Source organism: Exiguobacterium chiriqhucha RW-2, from assembly GCF_000416965.1.
Taxonomy (GTDB): Bacteria; Bacillota; Bacilli; order Exiguobacteriales; family Exiguobacteriaceae; genus Exiguobacterium; species Exiguobacterium chiriqhucha.
Map to the genome: position 1 here is coordinate 300,789 of NZ_ATCL01000020.1, position 13,613 is coordinate 314,401.

14 protein-coding genes are annotated in these 13,613 nt (G+C 52.5%); all 14 read left to right on the forward strand.

The genetic code is table 11. From position 1 onward, the window contains the following. The first annotated feature begins 4 nt into the window (after nt 1-4). Complete coding sequence (locus M467_RS25645; protein ID WP_021067045.1) at nt 5-775, forward strand: cell division protein FtsQ/DivIB; 771 nt, start codon at nt 5-7, stop codon at nt 773-775. A gap of 227 nt (nt 776-1,002) precedes the next feature. Beyond that, entirely contained in the window at nt 1,003-2,298 is a 1,296-nt protein-coding gene (ftsA, locus tag M467_RS25650; protein ID WP_021067046.1) for a cell division protein FtsA, read from the forward strand. A gap of 48 nt (nt 2,299-2,346) precedes the next feature. Then, nucleotides 2,347-3,492 carry a cell division protein FtsZ gene (gene ftsZ, locus M467_RS25655; protein WP_021067047.1) on the forward strand — a complete coding sequence of 382 codons (1,146 nt, stop codon included), beginning with the start codon at nt 2,347-2,349 and terminating at the stop codon, nt 3,490-3,492. Between the two features lie 54 nt (nt 3,493-3,546). Then, on the forward strand, nt 3,547-4,308 hold the full coding sequence (gene pgeF / locus M467_RS25660; protein WP_021067048.1) for a peptidoglycan editing factor PgeF: 762 nt from the start codon (nt 3,547-3,549) through the stop codon (nt 4,306-4,308). Continuing rightward, nucleotides 4,305-4,958, forward strand: coding sequence for a YggS family pyridoxal phosphate-dependent enzyme (locus M467_RS25665; RefSeq protein ID WP_021067049.1), 654 nt, complete (start codon nt 4,305-4,307; stop codon nt 4,956-4,958). The genes pgeF and M467_RS25665 overlap by 4 nt, the downstream gene beginning before the upstream one ends. 23 nt (nt 4,959-4,981) lie before the next feature. Then, nucleotides 4,982-5,449, forward strand: a complete 468-nt coding sequence (locus tag M467_RS25670; RefSeq protein ID WP_021067050.1) for a cell division protein SepF — start codon at nt 4,982-4,984, stop codon at nt 5,447-5,449. Nucleotides 5,450-5,453: 4 nt separating this feature from the next. Beyond that, on the forward strand, nt 5,454-5,726 hold the full coding sequence (locus M467_RS25675) for a YggT family protein (protein WP_021067051.1): 273 nt from the start codon (nt 5,454-5,456) through the stop codon (nt 5,724-5,726). Further along, nucleotides 5,727-6,497 (forward strand): YlmH family RNA-binding protein, encoded by a 771-nt coding sequence (locus M467_RS25680; protein WP_021067052.1) that lies wholly within the window; start codon nt 5,727-5,729, stop codon nt 6,495-6,497. It abuts the gene before it with no gap. Between the two features lie 18 nt (nt 6,498-6,515). Beyond that, nucleotides 6,516-7,061, forward strand: coding sequence for a DivIVA domain-containing protein (locus M467_RS25685; protein WP_021067053.1), 546 nt, complete (start codon nt 6,516-6,518; stop codon nt 7,059-7,061). A 270-nt stretch (nt 7,062-7,331) separates the two neighbouring features. Further along, nucleotides 7,332-10,058, forward strand: coding sequence for an isoleucine--tRNA ligase (gene ileS, locus M467_RS25690; protein WP_021067054.1), 2,727 nt, complete (start codon nt 7,332-7,334; stop codon nt 10,056-10,058). A 58-nt stretch (nt 10,059-10,116) separates the two neighbouring features. Further along, the gene (gene lspA / locus M467_RS25695; protein ID WP_021067055.1) at nt 10,117-10,590 is read left to right on the forward strand and encodes a signal peptidase II; all 474 of its coding nucleotides are present in this window, start codon (nt 10,117-10,119) and stop codon (nt 10,588-10,590) included. After that, nucleotides 10,590-11,501, forward strand: coding sequence for an RluA family pseudouridine synthase (locus M467_RS25700; RefSeq protein ID WP_021067056.1), 912 nt, complete (start codon nt 10,590-10,592; stop codon nt 11,499-11,501). Before lspA ends, M467_RS25700 begins: the two co-directional genes overlap by 1 nt. 201 nt (nt 11,502-11,702) lie before the next feature. After that, nucleotides 11,703-12,236, forward strand: coding sequence for a bifunctional pyr operon transcriptional regulator/uracil phosphoribosyltransferase PyrR (gene pyrR, locus M467_RS25705; protein WP_021067057.1), 534 nt, complete (start codon nt 11,703-11,705; stop codon nt 12,234-12,236). A 49-nt stretch (nt 12,237-12,285) separates the two neighbouring features. Then, nucleotides 12,286-13,587, forward strand: a complete 1,302-nt coding sequence (locus M467_RS25710) for a uracil-xanthine permease family protein (protein ID WP_021067058.1) — start codon at nt 12,286-12,288, stop codon at nt 13,585-13,587. Nucleotides 13,588-13,613 lie beyond the last annotated feature (26 nt).

The window sequence follows — 13,613 nt, forward strand, 5'->3', positions numbered from 1 at the left end:
AGCCATGGAGACACGTCAGAATACCGTTCGTAGTTTGGAAGACCGAATCCCGTATATGAAAGATCAACGTCGTAAGAAAGCGAACCGACGTTTGTCGACGATCCTGTTGTTGTTCGCGGTGTTGATTGCGCTCGTCGTATATATGCAGACATCGGTGTCTGACGTGAAAGCGGTGAACGTGAACGGCCTGTCCTGGTTGACAGAAGCGTATGTGCTCGCCGAAACGGATATCGACACGTCCACGAAAATCGTTCAAGTGTCGCCGAACGGGATTGAACGGGAACTTCGTAAAGTGCCTGGCGTGAAAGACGTCTCGGTCGATCGCTCCTGGTATAACGTCGTGACGATTGACGTCGAAGAAGAGAAAATGATCGCCTATTCACGAACGGACGACGAGGAAGTCGTCGTCCTCGCTGACGGTTCTTTGCACCCGACTGGATCGATTACGGATCCAGAGAAGCTAAAAGACGGTCCGTTGTTGCGTGAATTCACCGATGCGGCGGAACTCGAGAAAATCGCGACTGAACTCGAGCAAGTCGACGACGCGATGCGGGCCAGGATGTCAGAGATTGTCTTCTCGAAACAGAAAGGCGAACCGACACGATATGAGATTTATATGAACGACGGCAACACGATTCAAACGCCGACGTTCAAGCTCAGTCAAACGGTATCCAAGTACGGCGAAATCTATGAGAACATTCCAAAAGGGCAGCGGGGAACCGTCGTCATGGATGGCGGATATTACTTCGTCCCGTACGAAAAACCGAAAGAATAATCTGAATTTTTACAGCCCTTAGACACATAAGGGCTGTTTTTTTATCGATTGTAATCGAATTGACACCCCAAAACCGCGTAATTTGTAGGATTCTACCTTTTCTCACTATCTTATTTGTTGTAAACTTAGACGTGAGATATCTTGCCGGACCTAACAATATTTTTGGATATCTGTAACAATGTAACGGAATTCAAGCACAGAAATTAAAGCGCGGAGGTGTTTCCCTTTTGGAAGCGAATGGTTATGTGGCCGCATTGGATATAGGAACGTCAGAAATTAAGCTCGTCGTGGGTGAATTACTCGGGGGAACGCTTAACATTTTGGCGGAGGGGTGTGCCCCGTCTGCAGGAGTAAAACGTGGCGCCGTCGTCGACATCGATAAGACGGTTCAAGCCATCAAGCAAGCCGTCGAACATGCCGAAGCGGCGCTCGGTGATCAAATTCGGTCGGTATACGTTGCCATCGAAGGGGAACATATCCAAATCGCCCCATGTCATGGAATTGCATCAGTTAAACGAGAAGACCAAGAAATTACGGACACAGACGTCATCGAAGTCATCAATTCGGCACAAGTTATGCGCTTGCCGGATGAGATGAGCGTCATCGATGTGATTCCTTCTTCTTTCACGGTCGATCAACAGACAGGTGTCGTCGATCCCCGCGGAATGCTCGGTTACCGTTTAGAGATGCACGGTAAGATGGTGACCGGTTCGAAGACGATTTTACATAGCATTCGTCGTTCCATCGAACGGGCAGGATTGAAACTAGAAGGTTTCGTCCTCGGCAACTTGGCGCTCGGCATGAGTGCGGCTTCGGTCGATGAAATCGATTTAGGCATCGGCTTGGTCGATATCGGTCATGAAAAAACGACCGTCTCGGTCTTTTATCGAGGCGACCTCGTCTACTCATATATCCTTCCGGTCGGAGGCGATCATATGACGCGCGACTTGGTGTACAAGCTCAATTGTAAATACCAAGACGCCAAAGTGGCGAAAGAAGAATACGGACTTGCCCTCGAAGAGATGGCGGACGCCTCAGAAGGGTTCTCGTTCACGAACATCAACGGGGAAGTCACGTTCGAACCGCAGTCAGAAATTAGTTACGTTTTAGAGGCAAGAATAGAGGAAATGTTCACGCTTGTGTTGAATAGAGTGCAAAAGGTAGGCGTTCCAACGCTCAGCGGAGGTTATCTCCTCTGTGGTGGGGCCGCTGCTTTACCTGGCATCCAAGAACTAGCGACTCGTGTCATGGGTCAAAAGACGAGACTGTATCAGCCATCGTCGATTGGCGTCAGACATCCGAAATACGCGACCGCGGTCGGCGTCCTCAAGTATGTACTTATGAGCGATCACCACGTCTCGAAGTCACGACTTGAAAAGCCGGATGACCGTGTGGCCGTCGCAAATCCAGACGGCACGTCTCAAACTGGGAACGTCCAAGACCACGACGATGATGTGGTACGGGACGACCGCGAGACGAAAAACGGTTTCGGTCGATTAATGGAAAAATTATTTGGCGTGTAAATTTGACGTTGTGTTAACAATTGGAAATTACGTAGGGGGATACCTGAAATGATGTACTTTGATGAGGCGATTGACGCCGTAGCAAAAATTAAAGTAATTGGAGTCGGGGGCGGCGGGTCAAACGCTGTCAACCGCATGATCGAGCACGGAGTACAAGGTGTCGAGTTCATCGCCGTCAACACGGACGCGCAAGCACTCAACATGTCGAAAGCGGACGTGAAGCTTCAACTCGGCGCGAAATTGACGCGTGGCCTCGGTGCCGGCGCAAATCCGGATATCGGTAAAAAAGCGGCAGAAGAGAGCCGCGAACAGTTGATTGAAGCGCTCGATGGCGCGGATATGGTCTTCGTCACAGCAGGTATGGGCGGAGGAACTGGAACGGGGGCAGCACCTGTCATCGCCGAGATTTCAAAAGAAATCGGAGCGCTTACGGTCGGTGTCGTCACGAAACCGTTCATGTTCGAAGGACGCAAACGCATGCAACACGCCCAACACGGGATTCAAGCGTTCAAAGAAAAAGTCGATACACTCATCGTCATTCCAAACGACAAGTTGCTTGAAATCGTCGAGCGCAACACGCCGATGATCGAAGCGTTCCGCGAAGCGGATAACGTCCTTCGCCAAGGTGTCCAAGGAATCACGGACTTGATCGCCATTCCTGGTCTCATCAACCTTGACTTCGCTGACGTCAAGACAATCATGACTGAAAAAGGTTCGGCGCTCATGGGTGTCGGTGTCGCCACTGGCGAGAACCGTGCCGTTGAAGCAGCGAAGAAAGCCATCTCATCTCCACTTCTCGAGTCTTCAATCGAAGGCGCGAAAGGTGTCTTGATGAACATCACAGGCGGACTTAGCCTCAGCTTGTACGAAGTCACGGAAGCTGCCCAAATCGTTCAAAGTGCCGCTGATGAAGAAGTGAACTTGATTTTCGGTTCGGTCATCAATGAAAACTTGAACGACGAGATTATCGTTACCGTGATTGCAACTGAATTCGCAGAAGAAGCGCAAGGGACGAACCCGTTCCTTCAGCAACCGAAGAAACAACCGGAAGCTGAAGTGAACCGTGAGGCTCAACCGAAAGCGCAAGAAGCTGCGCCACAAGATGAAGGGAACTTCCATAGACCGGTCTATGGTGGGGACGTCCCAGACGAGACGATCAACATCCCAGCGTTCGTAAGACAACGCCGTAACTAAACAACAGGGGGTGCCGGTTCTCGGCATCCCCTTTTTCTAAAAAAGGAGAATCATATGCGACTGTTACATACATGGGAAACCGAGACGTATCGCTATCAGGCTTATGTGACGACCCGGACGGACGGACATAATGAAGGCAACGTCGGACTCCACGTTGGCGATGACGCAGAACAGGTCGTCGCCAATCGGGAGTACTTCTTTGACGCGGCGGGTCTCGCCCTCGCGGATTCGGTCTGGGCTGACCAAGTTCATCAGACGAACGTTGAAGTCGTCGGCGACGCCGACCGCGGCAGAGGCGCATATCGCTATGACGAGACGATTCCGGCGACAGACGGTCTCATCACGACGGCCGACGCGTTGCCACTCGCCCTCGTCTTTGCCGACTGCGTCCCGCTGTTCTTCTGTGCCGAGGACCACGGCGTCATCGGTGTGGCGCATGCCGGTTGGAAAGGGACGGTCGGGAACATTGTCGCCGCGATGACGGATGCGTTCGCCACGCTCGGTGTTCCGGCCGAAGCGATTGACATGTTCGTCGGGCCAGCCATCACAGCCGAGCATTATGAGGTCGACCGCCGCGTCCTGGATGCGGTCGAAGCGGTCTCACCGGCTGCATATACGTCATCGGTCATGGACGAACGAGCAGGCCACGCCCGTCTATCCCTGCAACGAGTGAATGAGACGCTCGCTGTGGAACGAAATATCGAGGTCACCCAATCGAACTTGTCGACCGTTTCTGATCAAACCTTTTTCTCGTATCGGAACGGAGACGCCAAGCGTCGCTTTGCGGCCGTCCTCGTCAAGGAGAAGAAATCGTGAGTATAGCCAACAATGTGAATCAAGTCAGACAGACGATTGACGCGCATCGGACCGATCAAGCGGTGACGCTCATCGCGGTCACGAAATCGGTCGGTCCCGACGTGGCGAACGCCCTCTATGCAGAAGGCATCCGCGACTTCGGCGAAAATCGTCCTGAAGGATTGCTTGAAAAAGTCGAGCAGTTGCCGCCTGATGCCAAGTTTCATTTCATCGGCAGCCTGCAGACACGTAAAGTGAGACAAATTATCGACCATGTGGCAGCGATTCATTCGCTCGACCGTCTCTCGCTCGCCGAAGAGATCGATAAACGCGCCCAAGGCGTGATCGATTGTTTCGTGCAAGTGAACGTATCGGGCGAAGCATCAAAACATGGTCTCGAAAAAGAGGAAGTCATCCCGTTCATCGAGAACTGTAAACAGTATCCTCACGTGCGGATCATCGGATTGATGACGATGGCCCCGTTCACAGAGGACGAGACGGTGATTCGGGAGACGTTCCGAAACTTGAGACAATTGCGCGATGACGTCGCGCGTCATGCTTATCCGCATGCACCGTGTACCGAACTGTCAATGGGTATGTCGAATGACTACACGTTGGCGATTGAAGAAGGCGCATCGTTTGTTCGTATTGGAACCGTACTTGTGCAATAATATATTTTAAGGAGGAATCCGTTATGTCAATCAAAAACAAAATGAAGGACTTCTTTGGACTCGAGGAAGATCCGAACAACCAGTTCGAAGGAGACGAGTATGCTGTCGCCGAAACGAAGACACAACCGATGACGGAGGCAATCGTCAAAATTGAGGACCGTCCGAAAACATCGAACAATATCGTCGCGTTGAACACGAAGAAGAAAGAACGTTCAAAAGTCGTCTTGGCCGAGCCGCGTGTATTCGCCGAAGCCCAAGATATCAGCGACCAGTTGAAAGAAAACCGGGCCGTCATCGTCAACCTTCAACGGATGTCGAAAGAGCAGTCTCGTCAAGTCGTCAACTTCTTGTCAGGTGTCGTCTATGCGTTAGAAGGGACGATGACGTCGATTGGACATAACACGATTCTATGTACTCCGAACAACATCGAGTTGACGGGGTCGATCTCGAACTTGATTTCGGAGGACGAACTCAATAGTAAAGGGTGGTAACTGAATGGAAAATGCTATACCTGCGTTAGGCAACACGATCGTTACATTACTTGGATATTATAGTTGGGTCTTGATTGCCTATATTTTATTATCGTGGTTCCCAAATGCGCGTGAATCAAAGTTTGGTCAAATCTTGTCGTATCTTTGCGAACCGTTTTTGAATCCGTTTCGTCGCATCATCCCACCAATCGGCGGGATGCTCGACATCTCCCCAATCGTCGCTTTATTTGTGCTACGGATGGCGCAATTTGGAGTGCGTGCGATTTTCGGTATTTAAATGAGCGTCTTCGATCATTATCGACCGAACGAACGGGCATTTATCGAGCAAGTGCTTGATTGGGTTCAACAAGTCGAGGACAACTATATGTTGAAAGTGACGGACTTTTTAGATCCACGCGAGCAACAAATCGTCCGGCAACTCGTCGGAAAGCAGCTCGCGATTTACGAGGATGGCGGATTTGTCGGCGCGGAACGGCGTCGTCTCATCCTGGCTCCGGATTATTACGAGCTCGACCCGAACGATTTCGAGATTGCGATTCGTCAAATTGACTATCCGACCAAGTTCGTCGAATTGACGCACCGTCAAGTGACGGGAACGCTCTTGAACGCCGGGTTGAAGCGGCAGAAATTTGGCGACGTCGTCCTCGATGATGGCATCGCCCAGTTCGCCACGACGCGTGACGCGGCCGGTTTCATCGAGATGAACGTCGATCGGGTCGGCAAGGCCCGGATTCGCATCTCCGAAGTGGCGCCCGAGGCTGTGCTCGTCGTACCTGAAGTCAAATGGAGCGATGAGTTCGGTATCGTCTCATCACTCCGATTTGACACGGTCGTCAGCGAAGTGCTCGGTTTATCTCGGCAAAAAGCGCAGGCGCTCGTCAAACATGGAGACTGTAAAGTGAATCATAAACCGATTGATGATCCGAGCTTCATCCTTGAACCAGACGATTTGGTCTCGATCCGAGGGTATGGCCGTGTCAAACTGACGGCGATTCTCGGCTCGACAAAGCGTGAGAAAATAAAAATCCAGTATGGCATCATACGTTGAACTTAGGAGGAAAGTCGAATGGCGTTGACACCGATTGATATTCATAATAAAGAGTTCTCGACTCGTTTTCGCGGGTACGATATCGATGAGGTCAATGAATTTTTAGATCAAATCATTAAAGAATTTGAACTATTGATTCGTGAGAATAGAAGGTACGAAGAGCTCGTCAACGATATGCAAGCCCGTATCGACTACTTCTCCTCGATGGAAGACACGTTGAACAAATCGATTATCGTCGCCCAAGAAGCAGCTGAAGAAGTGAAGACGAACGCGGCTAAGGAAGCGAGTCTCATTTTGAAGCAAGCCGAACGCGAGGCGCTCGCCCGTGAGGAAGAAGCGTCACGCAAAGAGCAGCTCGCTGAACGTGAAGTCATTCAAATGCTCAAGAAAGTCGAATTGTACCGGACCCGGTTCCGCGTCCTCGTCGATGCTCAGATGGAGCTCTTGAACAGCACGGAATGGGACACGATTGTCGGGGAGCCGCCGGTCCAGACGGTTCTTGACGATACGACCGAACTTGCGTATAATGACGACGAAGTCATACCAACAAAACATCACGGATAATACACAATACGTCGATTAGGACACGTCGATAAAGTCATACCTACGAAGCGACTTAGGGAAGGTGCAAGCCTAAGAGAAAGACTTTATCGGTATCCCCTATGAGTGTCGGGCTGAAGTTAGTAAGCGCGACCGCCTGACCTCGTTATCGGTTACCAAGAGCGGTCTCGGGGTTTTTCCTGAGATTAGTAGGGTGGTACCGCGAGTCGACCAACTCGTCCCTATTAGGGGCGGGTTTTTTTGTTGTCAAAAAAAGATGCAGGAGGAGTTTCAATGAACTACAAAGACACACTATTGATGCCTGACACAGAATTCGCGATGCGCGGAAATCTGCCGAAACGTGAGCCAGCGATGCATGAGGCTTGGGAACAGATGGACCTATACAACCGCGTCCAAGAGAAAAACGCTGGGAAACCGCAATACATCCTTCACGACGGACCTCCGTACGCGAATGGTGACATCCATATGGGCCACGCGCTCAACAAAGTATTGAAAGACATCATCGTCCGTTTCAAATCATTGAACGGCTACCAGTCACCGATGATTCCGGGCTGGGACACACATGGTCTCCCAATCGAGAACGCGCTTCAAAAAGCGGGTGTCAACCGCAAAGAAATGACGGTCGCCGAGTTCCGTGAGAAGTGTGCAGCGTATGCGATGGAACAAGTGAACTCGCAACGTGAACAGTTCAAACGCCTCGGGTTGCTCGCTGATTTTGACAACCCGTACATTACGCTCCTCCCAGAATACGAAGCGGCTCAAATCCGTCTCTTCGGGACGATGGCCGAAAAGGGCTACATCTATAAAGGGAAGAAACCGGTCTATTGGTCACCTTCTTCTGAATCGGCGCTCGCTGAAGCAGAAATCGAATACTATGACAAGAAGTCACCGGCCATTTACGTGGCTTTCCAAGTCGTCGACGGGAAAGACGTTCTTCAGACGACCGATCATTTCGTCATCTGGACGACGACACCGTGGACAATTCCAGCCAACCTCGGGATCGCGGTCAGCGACGAGTTGACGTACACGCGTATCGAGCATGACGAAAAAGGCTATATCGTCGCCGAATCGCTCGTGGAAGAAGTGACGACGGCACTCAAGTGGACGGATTACACGGTGAGCGGTTCTTGGAACGGACGTGAGTTCGAGTACATGACGGCGCAACACCCGCTCTACGACCGGACCTCGCTCGTCATGATCGGCGATCACGTCACGGCTGACGCGACAGGTCTCGTCCATACGGCACCTGGGCACGGGGAAGACGACTATCGTGTCGGACAAGCGTACGGACTCGACGTCTTGTGCCCGGTCGACGACCGTGGTTATATGACGGATGAGGCGCCAGGTTTCGAAGGCTTGTTCTATGAAGACGCGAACAAACAAATCGGGATGAAGCTCGAAGAGAACGGCTATCTCCTCAACTTGAAATTCATCAAACACTCGTACCCGCACGACTGGCGTACGAAGAAACCGGTCATCTTCCGCGCGACACCGCAATGGTTCGCCTCAATCAAAGACTTCCGTGCCGATATGCTCCGTGAAATCGAAGAAGTGAACTGGGTGCCGGAATGGGGCATGACACGTCTTTACAACATGGTCCGTGACCGTGGGGACTGGGTCATCAGCCGTCAACGTGCCTGGGGTGTTCCAATCCCGATCTTCTATGCCGAAGACGGAACGGAGATCATCACGAACGAGACGATCGAACATATCGCCAACTTGTTCCACGAACACGGATCGAACGTCTGGTATGAGCGCGAAGCGAAAGACTTGTTGCCAGCAGGCTTCACACACCCGAACAGCCCGAACGGCGAGTTCCGTAAAGAGCTCGACATCATGGACGTTTGGTTCGACTCAGGTTCATCACATGCGGGCGTACTCGAACAGCGCGACAACTTGCGCCGCCCGGCCGACTTGTACCTTGAAGGATCGGACCAATACCGCGGCTGGTTCAACTCGTCACTCTCGACGGCTGTCGCGACGACTGGCAAAGCGCCGTATCGCAACGTGCTCAGCCACGGTTTCGTTCTCGACGGAGACGGACGCAAGATGTCGAAGTCACTCGGTAACACGATTGCACCGAACGACCTCGTCAAACAGTACGGAGCAGAAATCGTCCGTCTTTGGGTGTCGTCGGTCGACTATCAGTCAGATGTCCGCGCGTCACACGATAACTTTAAACAAGTGTCGGAAGTATACCGGAAAATCCGCAACACGTTGCGCTTCTTGCTCGGTAACTTGAACGGATTCGACCCGTCGATGCGTGTCGCGTTCGAAGACATGCCGGAAGCGGACCGCTTCATGGCGACAAAACTCAAACAGCTTCAAGCGAAAGTCGTCAAAGCATACGACACGTTCGACTTCATGGCCGTCTATCACTTGAGCCATAACTTCTGTGTCAACGAGTTGTCGTCATTCTATCTCGACTTCACGAAAGATATCTTGTATATCGAGCGCGAAGATGACGCGCGTCGTCGTGCCGTTCAAACGGTCATGTATGACACGGTCGTCACGCTCACGAAATTGCTCGCCCCAATCCTTCCGCACACGGCGGATGAGGTATGGCAAGAAGTGCCGGCGAAACAAGCAGATAGCGTCTTCTTGACGGACCTTGACGAAGTAGCGGCATTGTCGGAAGACGAGAAGGCGTTGCTTGCGAAATGGTCGAAGTTCCTCACGTTCCGTGACGACGTCTTGAAAGCAATCGAGATTGCCCGTGGTGAGAAATTGATCGGGAAACCGCTCGAAGCGAAGTTGCTCGTCGCGCCGAAAGGTGAGACGAAACAGTTGCTCGAGACGATCGACAACGTGCGCCAATTGCTACAAGTGTCACAGCTTGATTACGTCGACTCGGCTGATGTCGATTATGCGACAGCCGAAATCAGCGTCTTGAAAGCTGATGGTGCCGCTTGTGCCCGCTGCTGGACGTACTCGACTGAACTTGGTCAAGACGAACAGCACCCAGAGCTTTGCCCGCGTTGTACAGAAGTCATCGCATAAGCCGGACCGGAGTGGCGATCGTCCACTCCGGTTTCTTATGACTTGAAAGGAGAATCTGATGAAACGTTACTACGGATTAGCACTTTTCCTCATTTTGCTCGACCAAGTGACCAAATGGATCGTCGTCCAGACGATGACGATCGGACAGTCGATTGAACTCATCCCTGGGTTGCTTTATTTGACGTCTTACCGTAATAAAGGTGCGGCTTGGGGCATGCTCGAAGGGCAGATGGTGTTCTTCTTTATCGTCACGGCCATCGTCGTCGTCGGTTTGATTTACTTCTTGCATAAAGAAGTGAACGGGTTCGATTTGCTCGGTTATAGCGTCGGGTTACTACTCGCCGGTGCCATCGGGAACTTTATCGACCGTCTCTTCCGCGGAGAAGTCGTCGACTTTGTCGACACGTACCCGTTCGGATACAACTTCCCCATTTTTAATGTCGCCGATATGGCGCTCACGTTCGGGGTCATCTTTATGATCATCGGCGTCTTGTTCGAAGAAAAATTAAACAAAGAAAGGGGACAATCGTAATGGAAACTTACACATTTGTCGCCGAAGAAAAGGCTCGTATCGATAAATGGATGAGCGAACAAAGTGATTGGTCACGTTCGCAAATCCAAGACTGGATCAAGGCGGGAGACCTGCTCGTCAATGGACAGATCGTCAAGCCGAACTATAAATTGCAAGAAGGCGACGAAATCGTCGTGACGGTCCCAGATGCCGTCGAACTCGAAGTGTTACCTGAGGATATCCCGCTCGACGTCGTCTATGAGGACGAGGATGTCATCGTCGTCAATAAGGCACGCGGCATGGTCGTCCATCCGGCGGCCGGCCATACGTCAGGGACGCTCGTCAACGCGCTCCTTTACCACTGTGACGATTTGTCAGGCATCAATGGCGTCAAACGTCCAGGCATCGTCCACCGCATCGACAAAGACACGACCGGTCTTCTCATGGTCGCGAAAAATGATGTGGCCCACGAATCGCTCGCGAGCCAGTTGAAGGATCGTAAAATCAAGCGTGAATATATCGCCCTCGTCCACGGCGAAGTCGCCCATGAACTTGGGACAATCGAAGCGCCAATCGGGCGTGACACGAACGACCGTCAACGGATGACGGTGACCGACAAGAACGCGAAAGAAGCGATCACGCACTTCCGTCTGCTCGAGCGATACAAAGATTTCACGCTCGTCGAGTGTAAATTGGAGACGGGACGGACGCACCAAATCCGCGTTCACATGCGTTATATCGGCCATCCGCTTGCTGGTGACCCGAAATACGGTCCACGCCGTACGATTCAATTGAACGGTCAGGCGCTCCACGCGGCGACGCTCGGTTTCTTCCATCCGCGCACGAACGAATGGCTTGAATTCGAGGCGAAACTCCCAGCCGACTTCGAGGCGGAGCTTGCCAAATTAGACAAAATCGAGAAAACGCGTTGACTTTCAACCGATTCCGATTTATAGTCTAGGAAGCATAACACCTTTAAACCCAGTCCAGAGAGGCTGTGAAAGGATTGTGGCCGCGGCCACGACACGTCGATTATTTGAGGCAGAGGTCTGCCCTCACATATGAAGACTTCCTTTTCCAGCCGGATGAGGAAGTCTTCTTTTTTTATATAATTTGTGAGAGGGGGGAACTAGTTGAAACGTTCCACCATTTTAGACGAAGCGGCCATCCGCCGCGCACTTACCCGAATCGCCCATGAGATTATCGAGCGAAACAAAGGGACGGACAACGTCGTACTCGTCGGGATTAAAACCAGAGGCGAGACGCTCGCCGACCGGCTCGCCCGCCGAATCGAAGAAATCGAAGGCAAACCGATTGCCCTCGGCAACTTAGACATCACGCTCTACCGGGATGACTTATCAAAGAAATCACTCGACCCGGAAGTGAAAGCGACCGAGTTACCGCATGATATCAACGGCAAGACGGTCGTCTTGATTGACGACGTCCTTTATACAGGCCGGACAGTGCGGGCTGCCATGGACGCACTCGTCGACCACGGTCGGCCGGATTATATCCAGCTCGCGGTCTTGATCGACCGCGGACACCGCGAGTTACCGATTCGCCCCGACTTTGTCGGCAAGAACGTCCCGACGTCGAAGTCGGAACAAGTCGTCGTCAGACTCAGTGAAGTCGATGCGACCGACGAAGTATTCATCAAACAGCAATAATCAAAAAACCTTTAAGGTGGTCCAGAGAGGCCAGGAAGGAGAACCACATATGAAACCCATCCTCAACATCCACGAGCGTCCCGCTCACTTACCGCAATGGCTGCTCTTCAGCCTGCAACACGTCTTCGCCATGTTCGGAGCGACGATTTTAGTCCCGATTTTGACGGGCCTAAGCACGTCCGTCGCCCTCGTCGCTTCCGGTGTGGCCACGCTCTCATTCCTAGCAATCACACGTTTCAAAGTCCCAACTTATCTCGGATCGAGCTTCGCGTACATCGCGCCGATTATCGCCGTCAGTCAACAATGGGGTGTCGAAGCCGCCTTGTTCGGAGGCATCATCGCCGGTTCCGTCTACGGCGTCGTCTCGCTCGTCATCTATAAGACAGGCGTGAACTGGTTGCTACGCTTGCTGCCGCCGGTCGTCGTCGGTCCGGTCATCATGGTCATCGGCTTATCGCTCGCACCGGTCGCCATCGACATGTCGATGAATAAGGACGGGGCATACAACGGAACGTTCATCACCGTCGCGTTGCTCACGCTCGGTGTTACGATTCTCGCCATGACGACGCTCAAAGGAGTATGGGGCGCTGTTCCGATCTTGTTCGGAATCATCGGCGGTTACTTCATCGCCGCACTGTTCGGAATCATCGACTACTCGGCGCTCGGACAAGCGAGCTTGTTCCAACTGCCTGACTTCACGATGGTGTTCGTCGACTACATGCCGATGTGGCAAGTCGGGGCACTCCTCGCCATCGTCCCAGTCGCACTCGTCACGATGACGGAACATATCGGCGACCAGATGGTCACGTCGAAAATCATCGGCCGCGAGACGATGAAAGACCCAGGTCTCCATCGGACCCTCCTCGGCGACGGGGTCGGGAAAGCGGTCGCCTCGGCACTCGGTGGTCCACCGTGTACGACTTACGGTGAGAACAACGGGGTCATGGCTATCACGAAAGTGTATAGCGTCTACGTCATCGCCGGAGCGGCGCTCATGGCCATCAGTTTCGGATTCCTCGGACACGTCGAAGCGTTCATCTCGACGATTCCGAACCCGGTCAAAGGCGGCATCTCGATCCTCTTGTTCGGGGTCATCGCCTCGAACGGTCTCCGGACGATGGTCGAGAGCAACGTCGATCTCGCCGAGAAACGCAACCTCATCATCGCCTCGGTCATCCTCGTCATCGGACTCGGTGGGGCGATGGTCCAACTCGGCAGCTTCCCGGTCCAAGGGATGGCGCTCGCAACGGTCGTCGGGATTCTCTTGAACGCCTTCTTGCCAAAAGCGGAAAGCGTGGAAGAACCTGCTGCCGAAACAACTGAAGACACACGACAAGCAAGTAACTTTTAATTCGATCCCGTGAGGTCGGCAAAGTG